We start from the raw sequence: 20,081 nt of genomic DNA, 5'->3' as shown, positions 1-20,081 counted from the left end.
AAAGGAAGCCTTGCATGCGTCTCAAGGGAAAGATTGCCGTCGTCACCGGTGCGGCGAGCGGCATCGGCCGCGCCGTGGCGGAGCGGTTCGCCAGCGAAGGTGCCAAGGTAATGCTGGCGGACGTCAAGGCGAAGGAAGGCCGTGCCGCGGCACGGGCGATCGGGCGCGGCGCCAAATTCGTCCTCTGCGATGTCGGCGACAAGAAAGCGGTCGATCGGCTGATCCAGGCGACCGCGCGCGCCTTCGGCGCCATCGACATCATGGTCGCCAATGCCGGCATCGTGCATTCGGGCGACTTCCTGGAGCTGGCCGAGGCCGATTGGGACAAGGTGATCCGGGTCAACCTCAAGGGCGTGTTCCTCGCCTCCCAGGCGGCCGCCCGGCAAATGGTGCGCCAGATCGCCAAAGGACGCGCCCCCGGCAGCATCATCACCATGAGCTCGGTCAACGCCGTGCTGGCGATCCCGAGCATTCCGGCCTACGTGGCCGCCAAGGGCGGGGTCAATCAGCTGACCAAAGCCATGGCGCTGGCCTTGGCGCCGCACGGGATTCGCGTCAATGCCATCGGCCCCGGCACCATCCTGACCGAGCTCGCCCAAGCGGTCTTGACCGATGATGCCGCGCGCAAGCGCATCCTGTCGCGGACACCCCTGGGGCGGCTCGGCACCGGCGACGAGGTGGCGAGCGTGGCGGTATTTCTCGCCTCCCAGGATGCGAGCTACATTACCGGTCAGACCATCTATCCCGATGGCGGCCGGCTCGCCCTCAACTATACGGTGGCCGTGCCGGATTGACTGACAACCGATCGCCCGTCACGGGAATGGAGCACGCGATGAAGCAAAGCAAGGACGCCGAGACCGCCAAGCCGAAGCTCGTGGGCATGAACCACGTGGCGCTCGAAGTCGGCGACGTGGACGCAGCGCTCGCCTTCTATGGAAAAATCTTCGATTTCAGCTTGCGCGGCCGGAGCCGCACTCAGGCCTTCATCGACATGGGCGATCAGTTCATCGCGCTCATGGCGACGAAGAGCCCGCATCGCGACCGAAGCCGGCATTTCGGCGTCGTCGTCGACGATCGCTCTCGGGTCGTCGAGCTCGCCAAAGCGGCCGGGGCGAAGATGGTGGACGGACCATTTCTCGATTTCCTCGATCCCTGGGGCAACCGCATCGAGGTGATCGAATACGCCAACATCCAATTCACCAAGGCGCCGCACGTCCTGCGCGGCATGGGCCTGGCGCTGGGCAAGACCAAGAAGGCGCTGGGCGAACTCGCGGCCAAAGGCATGGCGCCCCGACCAGCGAAAGCGCGCCGCCAAACCGCCGTCCGGAAGGGCTAGCCGCTCGGCGGACGCAGCCTTGGCGCCTTAAGCGGATTCGGCGGGAGCGCTGCTGGGCTCGGCGGGAGACGGACTCGCGGGCGCTGGGCTCGCGGCCTCGGCGGACGGTGCCGGCGCCGGCGGCTGTGCCGGAGCCGGCGCCTTTGCGCTCGCGCGCTGGACGGCTTCGTTCAGATCAGCCTCGCTGCACAGGCCGAGCGCCACCGGGTTGCGCTGGCGGATGTTCGGGCTGTTCCAGTGGGTGCGATCGCGCACCGCCGCGATGGTCTGCTTGGTCGTGCCGAGCAGCTTCGAAATTTGCGAATCGCTCAGCTCCGGATGCGACTTCAACAGCCAGGCGATCGCATCGGGCTTATCCTGGCGCTTGGCGATGGGGGTGTAGCGCGGGCCTTTCGGACGGGCGACCGGCTGCGGCAGGTCGGGTTGGGTCAGCTTCAGGCGCGACTTCGGATCCTTGAGGCAACGCTCGAGCTCTTCCTTGGTGAGCTGGCCGTTGACGATCGGATCCAGGCCCTGCATGCCGACGGCGACCTCGCCGTCGGCGACCGCCTGCACCTCCAAGGGATGCAGGCCGCAGAATTCTGCGATCTGATCGAAGGTGAGGGCCGTGTTCTCGACCAGCCAAACGGCCGTCGCCTTGGGCATCAACAGATGTGCCATGACTCCTCCTGGAAGCAATCGCGTACCCGTGCCGAACGAGGCACGCTGCATCGCGAGCTCCGGGCTTGATGGGATAACCGGATATATAAGCCGTGGCAGGCGGCCGGGGAAGGGCGCTGTTGGCTTCGTTAGATGGTGAGCGCGATCTTGCCGATATGCGCGTTCGACTCCATCAGGGCATGCGCGGCGGCCGCTTCCTTCAGCGGAAAAGTCTTATGGATTATGGGTTTAACTCGGCCTTCGGCGATCAGAGGCCAGACCTTGGCGAGGAGTGAGGCGGCGATGGCGCCCTTCTGTTCGGGCGTGCGCGGTCGCAAGGTGGAGCCGGTGACGATCAGCCTTTTGCGCATGACGATGCTGAGGTCGAGCTGGACCTTGCTGCCTTGCAGGAAAGCGATCTGGACGAGCCTTCCCTCGGTCTTCAGCACGTTGAGATTGCGAACGACATAGGGCCCGCCGACCATATCGAGAATCACGTCGGCGCCGCCGGCCGCCTTGGTTACGACCTCGACGAAGTCCTCCTCGCGGTGATTGATCGCCTGCTCGGCCCCAAGCTCGAGGCAGGCCGCCAGCTTTTCCGGGCTTCCGGCCGTGGTGAACACCCGGGCGCCGAACTCGCGGGCGAGCTGGATTGCCGTCGTGCCGATACCGCTGGAGCCGCCATGGATGAGGGCGACCTCGCCCGTCTTGAGACCGCCCCGCTCGAACAGATTGGTCCACACCGTGAAGACCGTCTCCGGCAGGCAGGCGGCCTCGATCATGCCGAGACGCCCCGGGACCGGCAGGCATTGAACTCCCGGTGCCGCGGCGTATTCGGCATAGCCGCCGCCGGCCAAAAGCGCGGTCACCTTGTCGCCTGGCTTCCAGGGGGGGCTTCCGGCGCGCGCGGCGGCGGGTCCAGGCGGACCCAAGGCCACGATCTCGCCCGCGACTTCGAGGCCCGGGAGGTCGGAAGCGCCCGGCGGCGGGGGATAGCCCCCTTGGCGCTGCAGGCAATCCGGGCGGTTGACCCCGGCGGCCGCGACCTTGATCAAGACCTCGCCCGGGCCGGGCGTCGGCACCGGGCGGGTGGCCGGCACCAGCACCTCCGGCCCGCCCGGCCGGCTGATCTCGATGGCGGTCATGCTCGTGGGGAGGGTCATTCCGGCCTATCTCTTTCTCGGTTGCGCCGGTGAGGTTTAGTATCTCCGCCAACCCCGCCGCAAGGCCGTCGCCGGGACCCTCGCTCGAGGAGTGGATTGACCATGGATCTGGAAGATCTGGAGCCGCGCAAGAAGTCGGCCGCCATCAAGGATCTCTCGGGCTTCTCCTTGGAAGAGCTTGGTCTTTACATCGAGCGCCTGAAGGCGGAGATCGCCCGCGCCGAGGCGGCGATCACGGCCAAACAAGCCCATCGCGGCGGGGCCGACGCGCTGTTCCGCCGTTAGGTTCCAAGGCGTCTTGGAACGGCTCCCAAAAGGCGTCCGCAATGTGAAACCTCGGACTTGACGGAATGGTTGTCTGCGGGTAGCGTCCCGCCTCACGAGGCAAGTTGGACAGGGTTGCAAAGAGTTTCAGAAAGGGCCGATTCAACGGCCCTTTTTTTCATGTCCGGGCTTGCCCGGGAGAAGTCGTTCGGCGGCGGTGTCGGCCTCGTGTAAGGTCGCGTGGCAACCCGTCGGGTTAAGTCGCTGATGGCCGAGGCCAAGTTCCCCCGCTTCGATACCTTGAGCCTGCACGCAGGCCAGCATCCCGATCCGGCGACGGGTGCCCGCGCGGTCCCGATCTACCAGACCACCTCCTATGTCTTCCGCGACGTCGACCACGCCGCCTCGCTGTTCAACCTCGAGCGCGCCGGCCACATCTATTCCAGGATCTCCAACCCGACGGTGGCGGTCCTGGAGGAGCGCATCGCCGCGCTCGAAGGCGGCGTGGGTGCCATCTGCACGGCCAGCGGCCAGGCCGCCCTCCACCTCGCGATCGTGACCTTGATGGGGGCCGGCGGGCATATCGTCTCCTCGCGCTCGATCTATGGCGGCAGCCACAATCTCTTCACCCACACGCTGCCGCGCTTCGGCATCGCCACCAGCTTCGTCGATCCCCGCGACCTCGCCGGCTTCCGCGGAGCGATCCGGCCGGAGACACGGCTCCTCTTCGGCGAGAGCCTGGGCAATCCGGGGCTCGAGGTTCTCGACATCGCCGGTCTCGCCGAGGTGGCGCACCGGGCCAAGCTGCCGCTCCTCATCGATTCCACCTTCGCCACGCCCTATCTCTTGAAGCCGTTCCAGTACGGCGCCGACCTCATCATGCATTCGGCGACCAAATGGCTGGGCGGCCATGGCGTGGCGATCGGCGGCGTAATCGTCGATTCCGGCCGCTTCGACTGGGAGGGATCGGGCAAGTTCCCGACCTTGACCGAGCCCTATGCCGGCTATCACGGCCTCGACTTCGCCGAGGAATACGGGCCCGAAGCCTTTCTCATGCGGGCGCGGGCGGAGGGTTTGCGCGATTTCGGCGCCTGCATGAGCCCGACCACCGCCTTCCACATCCTCCAGGGCGTGGAAACCTTGCCTCTGCGCATGGCCAAGCACGTCGCCAATGCCAGGCGGGTGGCTGCGTTCCTCGACGGCCACCCAGCCGTCGGCTGGGTCTCCTATCCTGAACTGCCGAGCCATCCCGACCATAACCTCGCCAAGGCGACGATGCCGAACGGTGCGGGCTCGATGGTGACCTTCGGCATCAAGGGCGGCCGCGGCGGCGGACGGCGCTTCATCGAGCGCCTCAGGCTCTTCTCCCACCTCGCCAATGTCGGCGATGCCAAGTCGCTCGTCATCCATCCCGCCAGCACCACGCATCAGCAGATGGATGCGGACGCGCTCGCCCAAGCCGGCGTCGGCGAGGATCTGATCCGGCTCTCGGTCGGGCTCGAGGATGGCGAGGATCTGACCCAGGATCTGGATCAGGCGCTCATCGCCTCGCAGAAGGCCTGAGCCTCTTGGAGCTGCTGGTCGATGGGCATTCGGTATTCGCGGCGACCGGCGGCAGGCCGTTTCGCGCCGATGCCCCGCTGTTGCTGTTCCTCCATGGCGCCGGCATGGACCACACCACCTGGGTTCTGCAGGCGCGCTTCTTTGCCCATCACGGCCACGCCGTGCTCGCCCTCGATCTGCCGGGCCACGGCCGGTCCGAGGGGCCGCCGCTCGCCAGCATCGAGGCGGCGGCGGACTGGCTTCTCAGCGTCATCAAAGCCGCCGGCGCCGGCAAGGCGGCGGTGGTCGGCCACAGCATGGGGGCGGCGGTGGCGCTGACCGCGGCCGGACGGTCCCAGAGCCCGATCGGCAAATTGGCGCTCTTGGGTGCGGCCACCCGCTATGCCGTGCATCCCGATCTCCTGGCGGCCGCCCGCGCCGGCTCCGATCTGGCGGCGGGCCTGATGGCATTCTGGGGCTTGGGCACCCAGGCGCAATTCGGCGGCCATGTGGCCCCCGGCCTGTGGCTGACCGAGGCGACGCGCCGCCTCATCGAGCGGGGCCTGGGCATGGGCCTGGCCGCCGACCTCGAGGCCTGCCGGGATTGGCAGCCCGGGGATGCCGCCGCCCAAATCCGCTGTCCGACCTTGGTCATCGCCGGCAGCGAGGACCGTATGACGCCAGCCAAGGAGGGACGGGCGGTCGCTTCCCTCATCGCCGGATCGGAGTTTCAGATGCTGCCGGGGGCCGGCCATATGATGATGCTGGAGCAGCCGGATCAGACCGTGGATGTGCTCCAGGGATTCCTGGCGAAGGACAGCGGCACCCAGAGGACCGGCGCATGAGCGAGCGAGCGGCGGCGAAGCGCAGCGACTACCGGCACTTCCTCCCCATTCCGACGCGCTGGATGGACAACGACATCTACGGCCACGTCAACAACGTGGTCTACTATTCCTACTTCGACACGGTCATCAACGAGTACCTGATCCGCGCCGGCAAGCTCGACATCCACCAAGGCCCGATCATCGGCCTCTGCGTCGAAAGCTTCTGCAGCTTCAAGCGGCCGCTCGCCTTCCCCGATGTGATCGATGCCGGCCTCAGGGTGGGCAAGCTCGGCCGCTCCAGCGTCCGCTACGAGATCGGATTGTTCCAAGCAGGCGAGGCCGAGCCGGCGGCGGAAGGACATTTCGTGCATGTCTTCGTCGAGCGCGCCGGCCGCACCGCGACGCCGATCCCCGAGCCGATCCGCTCCGCCTTGGCCCAGCTCGCGACGGGCAAATAGTAGCTGGTCAAGCCCGGGCATCCGTGTCCCGCCGCCGTTCGATGGAAGACGGGATGCGCGGACCCAGTCCGCGCCTGACGATGGGAGGGGGAAGGCGCGTGCGCCTGGCGCCGCGGCCTCTAGGACTTTAGCCCGAGGTTCTTGAAGCGCTTGTTGAACTTCGCCACCTGGCCGCCGGCATCGACCAGGCGGTGTACGCCGGTCCAGGCCGGGTGCGACTTCGAGTCGACCTCCAGACGCATGACATCGCCGGGCTTGCCCCAGGTCGAGCGGGTCTTGTACTCGGTGCCGTCGGTCATCACCACGGTGATCTCGTGGTAATTGGGATGGATCTCTGCCTTCATCGTCTTCAGCTCCGCCGTACCGGGTATTCCCCCGCTTGGGTCGGCCGCCTTACGGTCGACAAACGCCGGGCCGGCGCTATCGGTGAGGGGGGTGCCAGCCGGGCCGCGGTTATAGCCAACGGACCCGGGTTGCGCAAGCCCAAGGCGTTCCCGGCGGATGCACGGGCCTAGCGGATGAACAGGTTGGCCATCCGGCCGATGAGGCCGGTCAGCCTGAGACGGCCATGGGTGGTGGCGAGGCAAATGCAGTCCTCGCCCGGGTCGGCGAGCGGCCGGTGGTTGACGGTCGGGTCCGCCCAGTCCACATCGCCTCGGCGGAAATGCTCGTCCCCGTCGGTGAAGCCTCCGGCCAAGACCAAGGTCAGCTCCTGCCCCTCATGGGTGTGCCAGGGAAGCGCGCGGCCGCTCTTTACCCGCAGCAGCACCGTCCGACTCCCGGTGGCATCGGCGAGCGGCAGCTCATACTCCTCGATGCCGCGGGCAAGGCGCCGCCATGCGACTTGGCCGAGATCGCACCCGAGATAGCTCCTGAGCGGCTCCGGCAGCACCGGCGGGCGGGACGGTATCGGAAGCGGCTTGGCGGCCGGCTGGCTCTCGTCCAGGCATCCCAGCAAGCGATCGAGCGCATCGGCATCGACGGGTGCCGGCTCCAGACGATCGAGGAGGGCGCCGCCAACCTCCTCATACCCGGCGACCTCGGCCCGGCACGCCGGACAGAGGGCCAGGTGCGTGGCCACCACCAAAGCCTCCGCCTCAGGCAGCGCGCCGGCGGCGTACTCGACCAGGAGCTCGCTGGCGACGTGGTGGCGCGGCATCTAGGAGGGTTCCCCAAGGGCTTGGCGCAGACGGCCGAAAGCGAGCCTGAGCCGCGACTTGACGGTGCCGAGAGGCAGCCTGGTGGTCTCGGCGATGGCGCTGTGGGACATGTCGTCGTAGTAGGCGAGCTGCAGGAGCCGGGCCTGCTCGTCGGGCAAGGCCTCGATCGCTTGGCGCAGCCGATGGTTGCGCTCCGCGGTCTCGAGCCTTCGGTCGGCGGGCTCGGGCGCGCTCGGCATCAGCGCCGGATCCTCAGGATCGAATTCGGGCCGTCGCCCCCGCCGCAAACCGTCGATGCGCTTGTTGCGGGCGATGGTGAATACCCAGGTGCTGGCGGAGGCTTGGCTCGGATCGAAGCTGTCGGCCCGGCGCCAGAGCACCAGCATGGATTCCTGCATCACCTCCTCGGCGGTGCCGGCATCGGCGCCGAGCCGGAGCAGATAGGATTTGAGCCGGGGGGCGAAATGCCGATAGAGGCTGGCGAAGGCGCCGCGGTCGCGCTGGCGGGCGACGGCGAGGATCAGCCGCTCCAGCTCGACCGATGTCTGGCCGCTGATCGGCTCACCGCGCTCGCCTTGCATGGGGTTTTCTATGGCCGGGCGCCGGCGCGTGGCAAGCAGCGCCGCGGCAAACCGCGGCTCCGGGACAAAACCGGATATGGCAAGGGCGATGGTCGCGGCCATGGGAGTCGATACGCACGGCCCCGCCCGTTGGATCATGGCCCAAGGGGCGTGATTGCGCCGGGCCAACAAGCTTTTGCAGAGCGGCCTTGCCGCCGCTATATGGGAGACGATGCCGAAGGGGATCTCGTTGCCTCGCGTGCTTGCGGCCATTCTGGCTCTCCTTGCCGCGGCCGGAGCGGCCGCCGCCCAGGACGTGCGCCCGATCGGCAGCTTCGAGCGGTGGAATGCCTTCACGTTTCAGGAGGCCGGCAAGCCCGTCTGCTACGCCGCGAGCCAACCGACCGAGGCCAAGGGCAACTACAGCAAGCGCGGCGAGGTCTTCGCCCTCGTGACCCACCGCCCTGCGGCAAAGGCGAACGACGTCATCAGCCTCGTCGCCGGCTACGACTACAAGCCCGGCAGCGAGGTCGAGGTCGCGATCGGCCGCGACAGCTTCAAGCTGTTCACCGAAGGCGACCGGGCCTGGGCCAAGGATGCCCAGACCGACAAGGCCTTGGTGCAAGCGATGGCCCGGGGCGGCGCGATGGTGGTGAAGGGCGTCTCCAACCGCGGCACCGAGACCGCGGACAGCTATTCCCTCGCCGGCTTCGCCAAGGCCTACCAGGCGATCGGTCAGGCCTGCGGGCTCAAGTCCTGACGGCGCTCCCGGCTGGCGCCCCCGGTGCGGTCGGCCTATATCAAAGCGAATGACCACCCATTCGAACCCGGCCGCGAGCCCCGATGCGCGGCTCGACCTCGTCGGTCTGCCGCGCGCGGATCTCGCCGATGAGCTGGCCAAATTCGGCCTGAAGCCGTTCCGGGCCCGGCAGATTTGGCATTGGATCTACCACCGCGGCGCCGTCTCCTTCGCCGCCATGACCACGCTTGCCCGCGATCTTCGCGAGGAGTTGGAGCCCCGCTACCGGATCGGTCGGCCCGGCATCGCCCGCGCGCTCAAATCCGAGGACGGCACCGCCAAATGGCTGCTGCGCTTTGCCGACGGCAATGAGATCGAGAGCGTGCACATCCCCGAGGAGGATCGCGGCACGCTCTGCGTCTCCTCCCAGGTCGGCTGCACCTTGAGCTGCCGGTTCTGCCATACCGGGACTCAGCGCCTGGTGCGCAACTTGACCGCAGCCGAGATCGTCGGCCAGGTGCTGCTCGCCCGCGATGAGCTCGGCGAATGGCCGTCGCCGAAAGATGGCCGCATGCTCTCCAACCTGGTGATGATGGGAATGGGCGAGCCCCTCTATAATTTCGAGGCAGTGGCAAAGGCGCTCAAGATCGTCATGGATCACGAGGGCATCGCCATTTCCAAGCGGCGCATCACCTTGTCGACCGCCGGCGTGGTGCCGATGATGCGCCGCTGCGGGGAGGAGCTCGGGGTCAATCTCGCGGTCTCGCTGCATGCGGTCAGCGACGAGGTGCGCGACCGCATCGTGCCGCTCAACAAGAAATATCCGCTGAAGGACCTGATCGCCGCCTGCCGCGCCTATCCCGGGATCAACAACGCCAGGCGGATCACCTTCGAATATGTGATGCTGAAGGGGGTCAACGACGCGCCGGCCGACGCCCACGCGCTGGTCCGCCTGATCGCCGGCATCCCGGCCAAGATCAACCTCATCCCCTTCAATGCCTGGCCGGGGGCGCCGTTCGAATGCTCGAGCGAGGCGGCGATCCAGCGTTTCGGCGACATCGTCAATAGGGCAGGCTATGCCTCGCCGGTCCGCACCCCCCGGGGACGCGATATCCAGGCCGCCTGCGGTCAACTAAAGAGCGATAGTCAAAAGCGCCGCCGGAGTGAAATTCTTGCAGCCGTCGCCGCGGGTTAGGCTTTCCGCCTCGACGCCAAGTCCTCGCCCGACTAGAATGGCGGCGATGTTTTACCCGGCCCCATTGAAGGTCGCGGCACAACCCCTCAAATAACATCCGGCGGTCGACTGAGACCGTCGGCTTGGAGAGGAATGCTATGGAAACCGATCGCAGATATATGACAGCCGCGCAGGCCGAGGCCGCATCCATCGATGTCGGTCTCAGGCAGTACATGCTGCGCGTCTATAACTACATGGCGAGCGGTCTCGCGCTGACCGGGCTCGTTGCCTATGCGGCCGCGAACTATGCCAATAGCGACCCGGCGATCAAGCAGCTGCTCTATGTGTCGCCCCTGAAGTGGGTGATCATGCTGGCGCCGGTGGCCATCGTCTTCCTGTTCGCCGCCCGGATTCAGGCCATGTCCTTCGGGACGGCGCAGGCGGTCTTCTGGGGCTATGCGGCGCTGATGGGGCTCTCCTTGTCGTCGATCTTCCTCGTCTTCACCGGGGAGAGCATCGCCAGGGTCTTCTTCATCACCGCCGGCACCTTCGCCGGCATGAGCCTCTGGGGCTACGCCACCAAACGCGACCTCACGAACTTCGGCGGCTTCCTGTTCATGGGGCTGATCGGCATCGTGCTGGCAAGCCTGGTCAACATGTTCATCGGCTCCTCGGCGCTCCAGTTCGCGATCTCCGTGATCGGCGTCCTGGTCTTCGTCGGGCTCACCGCCTATGACACCCAGCGCATCAAGGAGCAGTACAGCGAGCTCTATGACGACGGCACGCTGGGCAAGCTCGCCATCATGGGTGCGTTGGCGCTTTACCTCGACTTCATCAACCTGTTTGTGATGCTGCTGCAGCTCTTCGGCAGCCAGCGCGAATAGCTCGCTTACCGGCCACCAGCAGGCCGCTTGAGACATCAATCGCCCGGGCCGCCCGCCCGGGCGATTTTTTTAAGCTTTATTTTATCCTCCCCATGGCACCATGGGAAAAGAGTCGCTAGTGTTGTCTTGCTTCCCTCAGTCGTTCGCAGCCGTTGGCGAGCGCGCTTGAGCGGAGGCTAACCACAAAAAAGCAATGATTTCTGGGTAGGGTGCGTGGATCAGCAGGGCTAGCACGGGAATGGATGTCTCACAGCTTATCTCGGACAACGGCTATCTAGCGATCTTCGTTACGACCTTCTTCGAAGGCGAGACCATCCAGATCTTCGCCGGCTGGGCGGCGCATAAGGGACTTCTCAGCTTCCCCTTGGTGGTGCTGGCCGGCTTTACCGGCACCCTCGTCGGCGATCAGCTCTACTACTGGCTCGGCCGCCGCTTCGGCCGGCCGCTCATGCATCGCTTCCCCTGGCTCGAGCAGCGAAGCGAACCCGCGCTGGGCATGCTGCGCCGCTACGACAACTGGTTCATCCTCGGCTTCCGCTTCGTCTATGGCGTGCGCAACATCGCGCCCTTCGCCTGCGGCGTGGCCGGCATCGGGGTGCTGCGCTACACCGTCCTCAACACGGTGGCCGCCGCTATCTGGGCCACCTCCTTCTGCACGGTCGGCTATTTCTTCGGCAAGGCGATCGGGCGCATGGTCGAGCATTACGGCATGACCGTGGTGCTACCCTCGGTGGTGGCGATCATCGCCCTCTCTTGCGTCGCCCACCGGCTCCGCCACTGGCTCGCCCCCAGGCGCCAGGCGCTCTCCGAGGCCGCCGCCGTGACGGCGACCGCAACCCTGCCGCCGACCCCCGCCACACTCCCGATCAAAGCGGATTAGCTCAGCGTTTCAGCGGGTTCTGGACTAGGTCAGAGTCCGCCCGGGTGCTCCCGCACGTCGGAATCGACCGCGTTCGGATTTAACTTTGTTTTACAAAGTACTCTGTGGTAGGGTTTTATCGCACTTGAGCAGCCGAGCGAGGAAACCATGACCGACGATGATGCACGCCGCGATCTCGCCTTCATCCGCCAGGTGATCGACGAGGGACGGGGCTACGCCGCCATGGGCGGCGGCCACCTCGTCATCTGGGGTGGGCTCGTCGGCCTAGCGGCGCTCGCGGAGTATGCTGGCTATGCCGGTGTGTTGCCCTCGAAGCCGGGGTTGGTGTGGGGCAGCATCTATGCGATCGGATGGATCGCCTCGATCGCGCTCGGCGTCATCGACGATCAGCGTGCCAAGGTCAAATCCTTCGCCACGCGGCTGATGCCGATGCTCTGGCTCGCCGCCGGCATCAGTCTGACCTCGCTCTATTTGGGTGCGCGGCTGCTGGAAGCGCCCATCGCCGTCGTCATGCCGGCGCCGGCGGCGGTCACAATGGGCCTCGTCTTCTTCGTCAGCTCCTTCCTGTGCGGCCATACCTGGCTCCGTTGGATCGCGCTCGGCTGGTGGCTCGCGGGGCCGCTTCTGCTGTCCCTCAGGCAGGATTCTTCGATCCTGCTGGTGGTGGCGGCGCTCAATCTCGGTCTTTTGGCATTGCCCGGTCTCGTGCTCTTGCGCCGGCCGATGCCGGCCGCCGCGACCGCATGATCGAGGAAGACCCGAGCACGGCCTTTGATCACGACGCCATCGACGATGTGATCCACGGCCGCGTGAGGCTCGCGGCGGTTGCCTATCTCGCCTCGGTGGAGAGCGCTGAGTTCACTATTCTGCGCCGCGTCGTGAACGCCACCGACGGCAATCTCAGCGTCCATCTGCGCAAGCTCGAAGATGCCGGCTATGTCGCGGTCGACAAGCGGTTCGTCGGCCGCAAGCCGCAGACGGTCTATGCGCTCACGCCCGCCGGGCGCGAGGCCTTTCGCCGCTACGTCGAGCGGCTCGCCGGGCTCCTCGGCACCGAGAAGCCGCGTTGAACATGGATAAGAGGTCTTAGATGCACCGCTGGAACCGTGCCGCCTTGGTCCTTCTCGCATTGGCATCGGCCGCCGCTCCGCCGCCGGCCGGCGCCGATGGCTACGCCGCCGGGCTCGCCTTCCTTACGCTGATCGATCCGGTCGAGGGCGGCAAGATGCCGGTGGTTGCGGCCTATCCCGTCGCCGATAGCGCCGGCGTCACTGTGCTCGGTCCTTATCGGATCGATGCCGCGCAGGATGCGGCTCCGGCCGAAGGTCGGTTCCCGCTCATCGTCGTCTCCCATGGCACCGGCGGCGACGTCCTTGGCCATCACGACAGCCTGACGGCGCTTGCTCGCGCCGGCTTCATCGCCGCCACGGTCCAGCATCCCCGGGACAACTACCGAGACGACTCCGGCTTCGGCACCGATCTGCAGACGATTGGTCGGCCGCATCACATCGTGGCGCTCATCGACGGCGTCATCGCCGATGCCAGGCTCGGTCCCCGCATCGATCCGACGCGCATCGGCATGGTCGGGCACTCCGCCGGCGGCTATACGACGATCGTCGTCATCGGCGGGCGCCCCAATTTCGCTCTCCGCGCCGACTACATGAAGGCCAATCCGGACGATCCGTTGATGCGTCGGGCCCAAGCGGTCGGCGGGGTGCAACGACGGCCCGATCTGGCACTCATCGCCGACCCCAGGGTCAAGGCCGCCATCGTCATGGCGCCGGCGCTGGGCTTCGTCTTCGACGCAGCCGGTCTCGCCTCGATCAAGGTGCCGCTGCGCATCTACCAAGCCCAAGCCGATGAGGTGCTGCCGGGGCAGTGGAACGCCGAGCGCCTCGGCCGGCTCATGCCGAATGCGCCCGAATACCAGGTTCTCCCCGGCGCCGGGCATTTCGTTTTCATCGCGCCTTGCTCAGAGGAGATGGCGCGAAGAGCGCCTGCGATCTGCACCGATCCGCCGGGGATCGATCGTGCGGCGATCCACGCCAGGCTCAATGCCGAAATCGTCGACTTCTTCCAGCGGACGCTCAGGCCCTAGATGCAGCGTCCGCCATCGACTTCGAGCGCCACGCCGGTGATGAACGAGGCCTCGTCTGAGGCTAGGTAGAGTGCCGCGTTGGCGATGTCCGAAGGCTTGCTCATGCGGCCCAAGGGAATGGTCGAAAGAAAGCGCTGGCGGTTCTCCGGCGTGTCCGGCACGCCCATGAACATCTCCGTGAGACCGGTCTCGCCGATGACCGGGCAAAGGCAATTGACGCGGATATTGTCCTTGGCGAGCTCGGCCGCCATCGACTTGGTCAGCGTGATCGCCGCGCCCTTGGAGCCGTTGTACCAGGTCAGGCCCGGACGCGGGCGCAGGCCGGCGGTGCTGGCGGTGGTGATGATGCTGCCGCCGCCCTGGGCGCGCATCACCGGCACGACATGCACCGCCGAGAGATAGATCGCCTTCACATTGACGGCGAAGATGCGGTCGAACTCCTCCTCGCCCACCTCCAGCATCGGCCGGTTGCGATGGGTGATGCCGGCGTTGTTCACCATGCAGTCGACGCGGCCGTAGCCGGCAAGCGTCCTTGCCACCATCTCCTTGACCTCGGCGCTGTTGGCGACGTCGGCCTTGAGGAACATTGCGGTGCCGCCGGCGGCCTTGATGTCGCGGGCGACCTTGTCGCCGGCTTGGTGATTGACGTCGTTCACCACGATCTTGGCGCCCTCGGCAGCGAAGCGCTTGGCGATGCCCTCGCCGAAGCCGGAACCCGCCCCGGTCACGATCGCCACCTTGTCCTGCAGTCGCATGGAGATTCTCGCCCTCCGTGTTCGATGATTTCAGCCGTGCTCGATCGCCACCGTCTTCAGCGTGGTGAAGCCGTGGAGCGCCTCGAAACCCGTCTCGCGGCCGAAGCCGCTCTTCTTCATGCCGCCGAAGGGCCGCTCGCCGCCGCCGTCGCTCGGATTGATCGCCGGCAAGCTGGCGCCCGAGGCGGCCTCTCGCCACTTGCCGCCGATCAAGACCTCGCCCATCGACATGGATTGTTTCTCCCGCGGAAGGACCCGCGAAGGTGTCACGGCCGTCGCGGGTCGGCCGTTCCGAAGCGCGCCGGCGATGCCGGCACGCATCGGAACCGGCACACCAACCGAGAGTTTCCCCGAAACCGGCGAATGCGATAGGTTGCAGGCGTCCGATCCTGGAGGGCGTGTGGCGCGCTATTTGGTCACCGGCGGAGCCGGCTTCATCGGCTCGCATCTCCTCGACGCGCTGACGGCGCGGGGCGATGGCGTGCGCGTGCTCGACGATTTGTCGACGGGCAGACGGGACAATCTGCCGGGAGCCGCCGAGCTGGTGGTGGGCGACGTCGCCGATCCCGCCCTGCTCGCCGCCGCGATGGCCGGCTGCGAGGGCTGCTTCCACTTGGCCGCGGTCGCCTCGGTTGAGCGCTCGGTCGAGGACTGGCTCGGAACGCACCGGGTGAATGCGACGGGATCGATCGCCGTCTTCGATGCCGCCAGGCGCGCCGGTGCCGGACGGCCGATCCCCGTCGTCTACGCCTCCTCGGCGGCGACCTATGGCGAAGGGGCGGCCGGGGCCATCCTGGAATCGGCGTCGATGCGGCCGGAGAGCGCCTATGGCGCCGACAAGCGCGCGAGCGAGCTGCACGCCTATGTCGCCCACAAGGTGCATGGCGTGCCGACCACGGGCCTGCGCTTCTTCAATGTCTATGGACCGCGGCAGGATCCGAGCTCGCCCTATTCCGGCGTCATCTCCATCTTCGCCGATCGCATTCGCCAGGGCCGCGCCATCACCATCCATGGTGACGGCAGCCAGATCCGCGATTTCATCTATGTCGGCGACGTCGTGCGCTTTCTCTTGGCCGCAATGGCGCGGCGGCCGAGCGAGCCCGGCGTCTACAATGTCTGCAGCGGACGCGGGACCACGATCCGCGAGCTGGCGACGACGTTGATGACGATCGCCGGCGGCGCGGTCGAGATCATCTCGGTACCGTCGCGGCCGGGCGACCTCAGGCACTCCTTGGGCGATCCGGCGCTGGCGCGCCGCGAGCTCGGGCTCAGCGCCGAGACGCAGCTCGCCGACGGGCTCAGGCAAACCTTCGCCTGGCGCCCGAGCCTGGCCGCCACCGGCTGAGCCTTTCGAGCTCTCGGTTCCGTGCATGATCGTGCTGTTCACCGATTTCGGCATGGAGGGGCCCTACACCGGGCAGATGAAAGCGGTGCTGCTCCGCCTGGCGCCGCGCGTGCCGGTCATCGATCTCTTTGCCGATGCGCCGGCCTTCGATGCCAAGCGCTCGGCCTATCTCCTGGCCGCTCATGCAAGCGCGTTTCCGGCGGGTACCGTGCTCTTGGCGGTGGTCGACCCCGGGGTCGGCGGAGCCCGCCCAGCGCTCGCGGCTGAGCTCGATGGGCGCTGGTTCGTCGGGCCCGACAATGGGCTGGTCGAGCTCCTGTGGCGGCGCTCGCGACGGCGCCGGGCGATGGCGATTTCCTGGCGCCCGCTGCGGCTCTCCTGCAGCTTTCATGGGCGCGATCTCTTCGCCCCGGTCGCAGCGCGCCTGGCGCTGGGCGAGCTGCCGGCGGGCGAGACGCTCCGCCGCCCCGATCCCAAGGCCCAGCGCTGGCCCGACGACTTGGCCGAGATCGTCTATATCGACCGCTACGGCAATGGCATGACCGGGCTCCGGGCGGACATGCTGGACGCGGGCGCGGTGCTCGCGGTCAATGGCCATGAGCTCAAGCGCGCCCGCACCTTCGGATCGGTCGACCCCGGCAGCGGCTTCTGGTACGAGAATTCCAACGGGCTCGTCGAGATCGCCGCCAACCAGGCGCGCGCCGCGCGGATATACGGGCTGCGGATCGGTGATCGCGTGCGCGTGCACATGCGCGCGGCGCCGCGCGCGGGGCGGAGCGGCAACGCGAAGAGGCGAGGATGAGCTTCGAGTATTTCAGCCGCACGGCCTTCCCGAAAGGCGGCCGCATTTTCACCGAGGGAGATGCCGGCCACCATGCCTACATCGTGGAATCCGGCATGGTCGAGATCTTCCGGGAAATCGACGGACGCAAGACGGTGCTTGGCACGATCGCGGCAGGCGGCATCTTCGGCGAGATGGCGCTCATCGACCGCTCGTCCCGGGTCGCGAGCGCGGCCGCGCTGGAGACCACTGAGCTCATCGTCATTCCCGACCTGGTATTTCAGGAGAAGCTCGCCGCCGCCGATCCGTTCCTGCGCGGACTCCTTCGGGTTCTCGTGCGCAACGTCCGCTCGCTTGTGACGACGCACCGGCCGGGGGATGAGGTTTAGGCCCAGCCGGTACCGGCTCGGCGCTTGTCTAGCCCTTGATCTCGCCTGTATGGTCGCGCACTTCCAACAGCTTGCCTTGAGGAAACGAACATGAAATTGCTGCGCTTTGGCCAGCCCGGACGGGAGAAGCCGGGCCTCGTCGACGGCAATGGACGCATCCGCGACCTGTCCGGCGCCATCGCCGACATCAAGGGCGATGTGCTGGGATCCGCAGGTCTGGCGAAGCTTCGCAGCTTGAAGCCGGAATCGCTTCCCGAGGTCTCCGGCTCGCCGCGCCTCGGGCCCCCGGTCGGTCAGATCGGCAAGTTCGTCTGCATCGGCCTCAACTATTCCGATCACGCCGCCGAGGCCGGCATGCCGGTGCCCAAAGAGCCGATCATCTTCATCAAGGCCGATACCGCGCTCTCGGGTCCCAACGATCCCGTCATCATCCCCAAGGATTCGAAGAAGACCGATTGGGAGGTCGAGCTCGCCATCATCATCGGCACCAAGGCGCAGTATGTGAGCGAGGAGAAGGCCTTCGACTACGTCGCCGGTTATTGCGTGGCGAACGACGTCTCGGAGCGCGAATACCAGCTCGAGCGCGGCGGCACCTGGGATAAGGGCAAGGGCTGCGACACCTTCGGGCCGCTCGGTCCCTGGCTCGTGACCACGGACGAAGTGAAGGATCCGCAGAATCTCGACATGTGGCTCGAGGTCAACGGCACCCGCTTCCAGAACGGCAATACCAAGACCATGATCTTCGGCTGCGCCCATCTGGTGAGCTATGTCAGCCGATTCATGACCTTGAATCCGGGCGACGTGATTTCGACCGGCACGCCCCCCGGGGTCGGTTCCGGCAAGAAACCGCCGGTGTTTCTAAAGCCCGGCGACGTGGTCACGCTCGGCATCGCGGGCCTCGGCAGCCAGCGCCAGGAGCTGCGCGCCTGGCCCGGCTGAGGCCGGTCCGGAGGCCCTCGACATACCGGCCTATGGCCGCGGGAGTGGATTTTCCTTGGATTATCGACTAATCCGTTAGGTGCCTGGGGATAATACTCCGCACAAAACGGGAACGAGTACGACTATGGCGACACTGTTCGAGGTCCATACCCTGAAGGGTGGTACGTGGATGATCGATTCCACCTACCCAGACCGCGAGGCTGCGATCGAGGTCGCCAAGTCTCTGCACGGCGAGAAGCGCTTCGAAGGGGTCAAGGTCGTCAAGGACATGTTTGACCCCAAGACCAATTCGAGCAAGGAGATCGTGATCTACGACACCTCCAAGCCCGTGACCGAGCGCGCGGCGCCGCCACCCAAGGAAGACAAGCAGGCGGCGAAGCCGGAGAAGAAGGCCGAGGTCGATTTCAAGGGGAGCGGCCCCCGAAAGCCGGTGGTCAAGCAAGGCTCGTCCTTGACCAAGGTCGTGATGCTGGTCTGCGTCTTGCTGCTGGTGGGGGCCATCGTGCTGTTCGCCGCCGGCCATATGGTCGGCTTCGTCAGCAAGCTCTAGCTTTTTCGCTTCACCGCAAAAGCAACGGCGCCGGGAGCAAGGCTCCGCGGCGCCGGATCATAGCTCGTTCGGCCCGGCGGCGAACGCCGCCGGCCGGAATGGAGGCGTCAGCCCAGCGGGTTAGAACCGGCCGCCGCCGCCCCCGCCGCCGCGAGGCCCGCGATCGAAGCCGCCACCGCCACCGCCACCGCCGCGGCGCGGTCCGCGCATGTCGCCGCGATCCTCGGCGGCGCGCACGGTCATCGGCCGTCCGCCCACATCGGTGCCGTTGAGCTCGCGGATCGCCCGCTCGCAGGCATCCTCGCTGTCCATCTCAACGAAGCCGAAGCCGCGGCTGCGGCCGGTCTCGCGGTCGCTGACGACCTTCGCCGACACCACGCTGCCGAATGGTGTGAACATCTCCTTCAACTCCTCGGAATTGACCGAGTAGGGGAGATTGCCGACGAATAACTTCACTTGCATTGCCTTAGTCCCTTGCCTGGCCGCCGCTCATGGGGCAGGGCCCCCCGCGGGTTGGTGATGCTGTGGCGAAGGGGCTTTCGGCAGAGATGGCGGATTCCCAAAAGGGTACCCGCGCTCGCTTGACCGGGAAGCAAGGATCAGAGGCCTCTGAGCCGCCGCGGCGTCCATGGAGAGGACGCAGGACGAGCGGCGCTGCAGCTTTCGGAACCTTCCGAGGAAAACGGCGCACACCACAGCTTGCTTGAATGGGCGATCGGACGCGCCGCATGCGCCTCCGCCGGCCACTCATTTCGTGGACGCCGATGATGGCGATTGCCGCAAGGCCCGTCCAGCCGAAAGTTGCGGCGGGGGGAAATTCTTCCCGATCAAGCAGTTGTGGCAGCGGAGCGACTCACCGCGAATCGGGGTCAGGATCGTCCGCTTTGACCCCGCTGGGGTGCTTGGAGCGTCGGCGATAGGCCTTGATGCCTTTGCGGGCCTTCACCCGGCGCGGCCGAAATTGCTCCGAGCGCACCGCCTTTGCCGCCGGGTTCTTCACACGTGCCATTGGTTAGCCCCGTCCTTGCTCGCCCGGCTCGACCCGGCATTCCCGCAATGGTTAATAGATGGTCGTCTCCGGCGGTGCCGGCCAGGTCGCCATCAAGACCCGGCTCAGATCGGCGCGCCGGCGCGCCTCGGGCTCGAGCCAGAGCTTCTTCGCCGTGATCCAGCCGTCGGTATTGCATTCGGCGAAGGTATACATTTCGACCGGCGGCCCATCCGGCCGCCGACGGGCGACCCGGAGCAGCACCACCCGGCGATCATAGTCGACGCCGTGGATTTCCATGTCCTCCTGCATGGGACCGAACTCGGCCATGAACGCCTGCAGCACCTGATGGTCGCGCTCGTTCTTGGGTCCGAGAGCGGGGTAAAGACGGCGCCAGCGTTCGGTGTCGGCGAACTCGATCATGGGGGGCGAGACTTAGCACTGGAACCGGCGTCTGCTCAAGAATTGGGCGTCGCTCCGGCCCCGCCCGGGGAGCGTTGCATTCGCCAGGCGATCCGGTTTAGATCGCGGCCCCACCCCCCCAGGAGGATCGGGGAGGGGTGATCCTCACCCCTCCCAAATCCCACCCCCCGGGGAGGGTCGGGGAGGGGTG

The 20,081-nt window shown here is 66.7% G+C and carries 28 protein-coding genes; 18 read left to right on the top strand and 10 right to left on the bottom strand.

The window, feature by feature from the left end:
* Positions 1-14: 14 nt before the first annotated feature.
* A complete protein-coding gene (locus HY058_10895) occupies positions 15-794 on the top strand; it encodes an SDR family oxidoreductase (protein MBI3497798.1) in 780 nt (259 codons plus the stop codon).
* 38 nt (positions 795-832) lie between these two features.
* Positions 833-1,336: a VOC family protein gene (locus tag HY058_10890; protein MBI3497797.1), complete on the top strand. Its 504-nt coding sequence runs from the start codon at positions 833-835 to the stop codon at positions 1,334-1,336.
* 27 nt (positions 1,337-1,363) lie between these two features.
* On the opposite strand, the gene HY058_10885 is transcribed toward HY058_10890, so the two are convergent.
* The gene (locus HY058_10885) at positions 1,364-1,996 is read right to left on the bottom strand and encodes a DUF1013 domain-containing protein (GenBank protein MBI3497796.1); all 633 of its coding nucleotides are present in this window, start codon (positions 1,994-1,996) and stop codon (positions 1,364-1,366) included.
* 128 nt (positions 1,997-2,124) lie between these two features.
* Positions 2,125-3,138 (bottom strand): NAD(P)H-quinone oxidoreductase, encoded by a 1,014-nt coding sequence (locus HY058_10880; protein MBI3497795.1) that lies wholly within the window; start codon positions 3,136-3,138, stop codon positions 2,125-2,127.
* 102 nt (positions 3,139-3,240) lie between these two features.
* Between HY058_10880 and HY058_10875 the strand changes: the two genes are divergently transcribed.
* From HY058_10875 to HY058_10860, 4 genes are all read left to right on the top strand, one after another.
* A complete protein-coding gene (locus tag HY058_10875; protein ID MBI3497794.1) occupies positions 3,241-3,423 on the top strand; it encodes a DUF1192 domain-containing protein in 183 nt (60 codons plus the stop codon).
* A gap of 246 nt (positions 3,424-3,669) precedes the next feature.
* Complete coding sequence (locus HY058_10870) at positions 3,670-4,965, top strand: O-acetylhomoserine aminocarboxypropyltransferase (GenBank protein ID MBI3497793.1); 1,296 nt, start codon at positions 3,670-3,672, stop codon at positions 4,963-4,965.
* 5 nt (positions 4,966-4,970) lie between these two features.
* Positions 4,971-5,789 carry an alpha/beta hydrolase gene (locus tag HY058_10865; GenBank protein MBI3497792.1) on the top strand — a complete coding sequence of 273 codons (819 nt, stop codon included), beginning with the start codon at positions 4,971-4,973 and terminating at the stop codon, positions 5,787-5,789.
* Positions 5,786-6,226, top strand: coding sequence for an acyl-CoA thioesterase (locus HY058_10860; GenBank protein MBI3497791.1), 441 nt, complete (start codon positions 5,786-5,788; stop codon positions 6,224-6,226). Before HY058_10865 ends, HY058_10860 begins: the two co-directional genes overlap by 4 nt.
* Positions 6,227-6,345: 119 nt before the next feature.
* On the opposite strand, the gene rpmE is transcribed toward HY058_10860, so the two are convergent.
* The 3 genes from rpmE to HY058_10845 form a co-directional block, all read right to left on the bottom strand.
* Positions 6,346-6,570, bottom strand: a complete 225-nt coding sequence (gene rpmE, locus HY058_10855) for a 50S ribosomal protein L31 (GenBank protein MBI3497790.1) — start codon at positions 6,568-6,570, stop codon at positions 6,346-6,348.
* 167 nt (positions 6,571-6,737) lie between these two features.
* Entirely contained in the window at positions 6,738-7,385 is a 648-nt protein-coding gene (locus HY058_10850) for a cupin domain-containing protein (protein MBI3497789.1), read from the bottom strand.
* The gene (locus tag HY058_10845) at positions 7,386-7,967 is read right to left on the bottom strand and encodes a sigma-70 family RNA polymerase sigma factor (GenBank protein ID MBI3497788.1); all 582 of its coding nucleotides are present in this window, start codon (positions 7,965-7,967) and stop codon (positions 7,386-7,388) included.
* A 211-nt stretch (positions 7,968-8,178) separates the two neighbouring features.
* On the opposite strand from HY058_10845, the gene HY058_10840 reads away from it, so the two are divergent.
* From HY058_10840 to HY058_10810, 7 genes are all read left to right on the top strand, one after another.
* On the top strand, positions 8,179-8,706 hold the full coding sequence (locus HY058_10840; GenBank protein MBI3497787.1) for a hypothetical protein: 528 nt from the start codon (positions 8,179-8,181) through the stop codon (positions 8,704-8,706).
* Between the two features lie 49 nt (positions 8,707-8,755).
* Positions 8,756-9,880, top strand: a complete 1,125-nt coding sequence (gene rlmN, locus HY058_10835) for a 23S rRNA (adenine(2503)-C(2))-methyltransferase RlmN (protein MBI3497786.1) — start codon at positions 8,756-8,758, stop codon at positions 9,878-9,880.
* A 158-nt stretch (positions 9,881-10,038) separates the two neighbouring features.
* Positions 10,039-10,743, top strand: a complete 705-nt coding sequence (locus HY058_10830) for a Bax inhibitor-1/YccA family protein (protein MBI3497785.1) — start codon at positions 10,039-10,041, stop codon at positions 10,741-10,743.
* Between the two features lie 238 nt (positions 10,744-10,981).
* On the top strand, positions 10,982-11,623 hold the full coding sequence (locus tag HY058_10825) for a DedA family protein (protein ID MBI3497784.1): 642 nt from the start codon (positions 10,982-10,984) through the stop codon (positions 11,621-11,623).
* Positions 11,624-11,770: 147 nt separating this feature from the next.
* Positions 11,771-12,370: a hypothetical protein gene (locus tag HY058_10820; protein ID MBI3497783.1), complete on the top strand. Its 600-nt coding sequence runs from the start codon at positions 11,771-11,773 to the stop codon at positions 12,368-12,370.
* A complete protein-coding gene (locus HY058_10815) occupies positions 12,367-12,693 on the top strand; it encodes a transcriptional regulator (GenBank protein ID MBI3497782.1) in 327 nt (108 codons plus the stop codon). The genes HY058_10820 and HY058_10815 overlap by 4 nt, the downstream gene beginning before the upstream one ends.
* Positions 12,694-12,713: 20 nt before the next feature.
* On the top strand, positions 12,714-13,721 hold the full coding sequence (locus tag HY058_10810) for a hypothetical protein (protein MBI3497781.1): 1,008 nt from the start codon (positions 12,714-12,716) through the stop codon (positions 13,719-13,721).
* Here HY058_10810 and HY058_10805 read toward each other — a convergent pair.
* Complete coding sequence (locus tag HY058_10805; GenBank protein ID MBI3497780.1) at positions 13,718-14,476, bottom strand: SDR family oxidoreductase; 759 nt, start codon at positions 14,474-14,476, stop codon at positions 13,718-13,720. The two genes, HY058_10810 and HY058_10805, sit on opposite strands and share 4 nt — an antisense overlap.
* A 30-nt stretch (positions 14,477-14,506) precedes the next feature.
* Positions 14,507-14,797: an aldehyde dehydrogenase family protein gene (locus tag HY058_10800; GenBank protein MBI3497779.1), complete on the bottom strand. Its 291-nt coding sequence runs from the start codon at positions 14,795-14,797 to the stop codon at positions 14,507-14,509.
* A 79-nt stretch (positions 14,798-14,876) separates the two neighbouring features.
* On the opposite strand from HY058_10800, the gene HY058_10795 reads away from it, so the two are divergent.
* The 5 genes from HY058_10795 (at position 14,877) to HY058_10775 (ending at position 18,480) form a co-directional block, all read left to right on the top strand.
* The gene (locus HY058_10795; protein ID MBI3497778.1) at positions 14,877-15,821 is read left to right on the top strand and encodes an NAD-dependent epimerase/dehydratase family protein; all 945 of its coding nucleotides are present in this window, start codon (positions 14,877-14,879) and stop codon (positions 15,819-15,821) included.
* Positions 15,822-15,846: 25 nt separating this feature from the next.
* Positions 15,847-16,623: an SAM-dependent chlorinase/fluorinase gene (locus HY058_10790; GenBank protein ID MBI3497777.1), complete on the top strand. Its 777-nt coding sequence runs from the start codon at positions 15,847-15,849 to the stop codon at positions 16,621-16,623.
* Complete coding sequence (locus HY058_10785; protein MBI3497776.1) at positions 16,620-16,991, top strand: Crp/Fnr family transcriptional regulator; 372 nt, start codon at positions 16,620-16,622, stop codon at positions 16,989-16,991. Before HY058_10790 ends, HY058_10785 begins: the two co-directional genes overlap by 4 nt.
* Positions 16,992-17,081: 90 nt before the next feature.
* Entirely contained in the window at positions 17,082-17,930 is an 849-nt protein-coding gene (locus HY058_10780) for a fumarylacetoacetate hydrolase family protein (protein ID MBI3497775.1), read from the top strand.
* A 124-nt stretch (positions 17,931-18,054) separates the two neighbouring features.
* Positions 18,055-18,480: a hypothetical protein gene (locus HY058_10775; protein ID MBI3497774.1), complete on the top strand. Its 426-nt coding sequence runs from the start codon at positions 18,055-18,057 to the stop codon at positions 18,478-18,480.
* Positions 18,481-18,600: 120 nt separating this feature from the next.
* On the opposite strand, the gene HY058_10770 is transcribed toward HY058_10775, so the two are convergent.
* The 3 genes from HY058_10770 to HY058_10760 form a co-directional block, all read right to left on the bottom strand.
* Positions 18,601-18,942, bottom strand: coding sequence for an RNA-binding protein (locus HY058_10770; GenBank protein MBI3497773.1), 342 nt, complete (start codon positions 18,940-18,942; stop codon positions 18,601-18,603).
* A 391-nt stretch (positions 18,943-19,333) separates the two neighbouring features.
* On the bottom strand, positions 19,334-19,489 hold the full coding sequence (locus HY058_10765) for a hypothetical protein (GenBank protein MBI3497772.1): 156 nt from the start codon (positions 19,487-19,489) through the stop codon (positions 19,334-19,336).
* Positions 19,490-19,540: 51 nt separating this feature from the next.
* On the bottom strand, positions 19,541-19,891 hold the full coding sequence (locus HY058_10760) for a hypothetical protein (protein MBI3497771.1): 351 nt from the start codon (positions 19,889-19,891) through the stop codon (positions 19,541-19,543).
* Positions 19,892-20,081: the final 190 nt, after the last annotated feature.

The sequence above is a fragment of the Pseudomonadota bacterium genome (genome assembly GCA_016195085.1).
GTDB lineage: Bacteria > Pseudomonadota > Alphaproteobacteria > SHVZ01 > SHVZ01 > JACQAG01.
The sequence above is the reverse complement of the archived record's forward strand: the minus strand, read 5'-3'. Positions and strand labels throughout refer to the sequence as shown.

Bases quoted from the DNA above. Each gene is read 5' to 3' on its own strand.
- HY058_10895 (MBI3497798.1), top strand. From the start codon at position 15: ATGCGTCTCAAGGGAAAGATTGCCGTCGTCACCGGTGCGGCGAGCGGC.
- HY058_10890 (MBI3497797.1), top strand. From the start codon at position 833: ATGAAGCAAAGCAAGGACGCCGAGACCGCCAAGCCGAAGCTCGTGGGC.
- HY058_10885 (MBI3497796.1), bottom strand. From the start codon at position 1,996: ATGGCACATCTGTTGATGCCCAAGGCGACGGCCGTTTGGCTGGTCGAG.
- HY058_10880 (MBI3497795.1), bottom strand. From the start codon at position 3,138: ATGACCCTCCCCACGAGCATGACCGCCATCGAGATCAGCCGGCCGGGC.
- HY058_10875 (MBI3497794.1), top strand. From the start codon at position 3,241: ATGGATCTGGAAGATCTGGAGCCGCGCAAGAAGTCGGCCGCCATCAAG.
- HY058_10870 (MBI3497793.1), top strand. From the start codon at position 3,670: ATGGCCGAGGCCAAGTTCCCCCGCTTCGATACCTTGAGCCTGCACGCA.
- HY058_10860 (MBI3497791.1), top strand. From the start codon at position 5,786: ATGAGCGAGCGAGCGGCGGCGAAGCGCAGCGACTACCGGCACTTCCTC.
- rpmE (MBI3497790.1), bottom strand. From the start codon at position 6,570: ATGAAGGCAGAGATCCATCCCAATTACCACGAGATCACCGTGGTGATG.
- HY058_10850 (MBI3497789.1), bottom strand. From the start codon at position 7,385: ATGCCGCGCCACCACGTCGCCAGCGAGCTCCTGGTCGAGTACGCCGCC.
- HY058_10845 (MBI3497788.1), bottom strand. From the start codon at position 7,967: ATGCAAGGCGAGCGCGGTGAGCCGATCAGCGGCCAGACATCGGTCGAG.
- HY058_10840 (MBI3497787.1), top strand. From the start codon at position 8,179: ATGCCGAAGGGGATCTCGTTGCCTCGCGTGCTTGCGGCCATTCTGGCT.
- rlmN (MBI3497786.1), top strand. From the start codon at position 8,756: ATGACCACCCATTCGAACCCGGCCGCGAGCCCCGATGCGCGGCTCGAC.
- HY058_10830 (MBI3497785.1), top strand. From the start codon at position 10,039: ATGACAGCCGCGCAGGCCGAGGCCGCATCCATCGATGTCGGTCTCAGG.
- HY058_10825 (MBI3497784.1), top strand. From the start codon at position 10,982: ATGGATGTCTCACAGCTTATCTCGGACAACGGCTATCTAGCGATCTTC.
- HY058_10820 (MBI3497783.1), top strand. From the start codon at position 11,771: ATGACCGACGATGATGCACGCCGCGATCTCGCCTTCATCCGCCAGGTG.
- HY058_10815 (MBI3497782.1), top strand. From the start codon at position 12,367: ATGATCGAGGAAGACCCGAGCACGGCCTTTGATCACGACGCCATCGAC.
- HY058_10810 (MBI3497781.1), top strand. From the start codon at position 12,714: ATGCACCGCTGGAACCGTGCCGCCTTGGTCCTTCTCGCATTGGCATCG.
- HY058_10805 (MBI3497780.1), bottom strand. From the start codon at position 14,476: ATGCGACTGCAGGACAAGGTGGCGATCGTGACCGGGGCGGGTTCCGGC.
- HY058_10800 (MBI3497779.1), bottom strand. From the start codon at position 14,797: ATGCGTGCCGGCATCGCCGGCGCGCTTCGGAACGGCCGACCCGCGACG.
- HY058_10790 (MBI3497777.1), top strand. From the start codon at position 15,847: ATGATCGTGCTGTTCACCGATTTCGGCATGGAGGGGCCCTACACCGGG.
- HY058_10785 (MBI3497776.1), top strand. From the start codon at position 16,620: ATGAGCTTCGAGTATTTCAGCCGCACGGCCTTCCCGAAAGGCGGCCGC.
- HY058_10780 (MBI3497775.1), top strand. From the start codon at position 17,082: ATGAAATTGCTGCGCTTTGGCCAGCCCGGACGGGAGAAGCCGGGCCTC.
- HY058_10775 (MBI3497774.1), top strand. From the start codon at position 18,055: ATGGCGACACTGTTCGAGGTCCATACCCTGAAGGGTGGTACGTGGATG.
- HY058_10770 (MBI3497773.1), bottom strand. From the start codon at position 18,942: ATGCAAGTGAAGTTATTCGTCGGCAATCTCCCCTACTCGGTCAATTCC.
- HY058_10765 (MBI3497772.1), bottom strand. From the start codon at position 19,489: ATGGCACGTGTGAAGAACCCGGCGGCAAAGGCGGTGCGCTCGGAGCAA.
- HY058_10760 (MBI3497771.1), bottom strand. From the start codon at position 19,891: ATGATCGAGTTCGCCGACACCGAACGCTGGCGCCGTCTTTACCCCGCT.